This window comes from Shewanella nanhaiensis, from assembly GCF_019457885.1.
GTDB lineage: Bacteria > Pseudomonadota > Gammaproteobacteria > Enterobacterales > Shewanellaceae > Shewanella > Shewanella nanhaiensis.
In genome coordinates this window covers 1-2,380 of record NZ_JAHZST010000043.1, presented here as the reverse complement: position 1 = coordinate 2,380, position 2,380 = coordinate 1, and the positions used below count along the sequence as shown (strand labels likewise).

General features: G+C 59.8%; 1 protein-coding gene. It reads right to left on the bottom strand.

Annotated features, from left to right (window positions below; all coding sequences use genetic code 11):
* The coding region (locus K0625_RS24215) for a beta strand repeat-containing protein (protein ID WP_369123213.1) at positions 1-2,380 on the bottom strand (2,380 nt) is incomplete at both ends.

Below are 2,380 nucleotides of genomic sequence, written 5' to 3'. Positions count from 1 at the left end.
GTGACCACAAGGGTGTCGCCGACGGCGGTGCCCGCCCCTAAGGTGACGGTGATGTCGATTTGACCATCAAGCTCCGCCTCATTAATGAAGCCATCGTTGTTGACATCCTCATCAATGACCACGGTTGGGCTAGCAGGTGCGCCCGTGCCGGTGCCGTAATCAAGCGTCGCCGCATCTGAGCCGCTCGCGCTGTTGCCCGCGGCGTCAGTGACCGTGGCGGTGACCACAAGGTCGGTGCCGGTGGCCGGTGCATCAAAGCTGATGTCGATGCCGTTATCGAGCATCGCTTGGGTCACGGTGCCCGTGAACAGGGTGTTGCCATCTTGGTCGGTGATGGTGACGGTGTCGCCCACCACGGTGCCCGCGCCTAAGGTGACGGTGGCGTTGATTTGACCATCAAGCTCGGCATCATTAATGAAGCCATCGTTGTTGGTATCTTCAGTGATTTCAACCGTTGGCGCCGCCGGTGCGCCGCTGCCAGAGCCGTAATCGAGCAGCGCATTATCACTGCCTGCCGCTTCATTGCCCAAGGTATCAGTGACTGTCGCGGTGATAACCAGATTAGTGCCGGTCGCCGGTGGGTCCATGGCCAAGTCGAGGCCATTATCGAGCATATCTTGGGTGACGGTGCCACTGAACAGCTCGTTGCCCGCTTGGTCGGTGACCACTAAGGTGTCGCCCACGACAGTGTTGGCGCCGAGCTCCACCGTGATGTTGATTTGACCTTCCAGCTCGGCATCATTGATGTAGCCGTCGTTGTTGGTGTCTTCTGTAATAACCACGGTCGGTGCACCCGGTACGGTGACGCTGTCATCGTAATCTAAGGTCGCACTGTCAGTGCCGGTGGCGGTGTTACCCGCGCCGTCGGTGACGGTGGCAGTGATAACTAAGTTGGTGCCGGTTGCCGGTGCGTCGATGACGGCATCGATGCCATTATCGAGCATGTCTTGGGTGACAGGGCCGGTGTAAATCACCTCGCCAGTTTGGTCTGTGATGGTGACGGTGTCACCGACCTCAGTGCCGCTGCCTAAGGTGACGGTGATGTTGATTTGGCCATCAAGCTCCGCATCGGTGATGGTGCCATCGTTGTTGCTGTCTTCAACAATCTCAACCGTTGGCGCCGCTGGGGCGTCTGTGCCGACATCCAAGGTCGCCGCATCACTGCCTTGTGCGCTGTTGCCTGCGCCATCGGTGACCGTGGCGGTGACCACCACGTCCGTGCCTGTGGCTGGGGCATCCATGGTGACCGCTTGGCCGTTATCGAGCATATCCTGAGTGACAGTACCGTTAAACAGTTCATTACCCGCTTGGTCAGTGACCACTAAGGTGTCGCCCACGGCGGTGCCTGCACCGAGTTCTACCGTGATGTTGATTTGGCCATCAAGCTCCGCCTCATTAATGAAGCCATCGTTGTTGGCATCTTCATCAATGGTGACGGTCGGCGCAGCCGGTGCGCCGATGCCCGTGCCGTAATCCAAGGTCGCTGCATCTGAGCCTGTGGCGGTGTTGCCCGCCACATCGGTGACGTTGGCGGTGATAACCACGTTCGTGCCCGTTGCCGGTGCATCTATCGCTAAGTCCAGCCCACTGTCGAGCATCGCCTGGGTAACCGGGCCGCTGAACAGGGTATTACCCGCTTGGTCGGTGACCACTAAGGTGTCGCCCACGGCCGTGCCTGCACCGAGTTCAACGCTGATGTTGATTTGACCGTCAAGCTCCGCGTCGTTAATGAAGCCATCGTTGTTGGCATCTTCCACAATCTCAACCGTAGGACTCGCCGGTGCGCCCACGCCCGTGCCGTAGTCCAGTGTCGCTGCATCATTGCCTGTGGCGGTGTTGCCCGCCTCATCAGTGACGGTGGCAGTGACCACCACATCCGTGCCGGTCGCTGGCGCGTCCATGGTGACCGCTTGGCCGTTATCGAGCATATCTTGGGTGACAGTCCCGCTGAACAGCTCGTTACCGTCTTGATCGGTGACCACTAAGGTGTCGCCGAGGGCGGTGCCTGCACCGAGTTCAACGGTGATGTTGATCTGGCCGTCAAGCTCCGCCTCGTTAATGTAGCCGTCGTTGTTGATATCTTCATCGATGGTGACCGTTGGCGCGGCAGGGGCGCCGACGCCCACGCCGTAATCCAAGGTCGCTGCATCTGAGCCTGTCGCGCTGTTGCCCGCCGGATCGGTGACGTTAGCGGTGATAACCAGGTTGGTGCCGGTGGCAGGCGGATCGATCGCCAGTGCCAGGCCGTTGTCGAGCATGTCTTGGGTGGCCGGGCCGCTGAACAGGACGTTGCCGTCTTGATCGGTGACGGTGACGGTGTCACCAATGACCGTGCCAGCGCCTAAGGTGACGCTGATGTTGATTTGACCGTTAAGCTCGG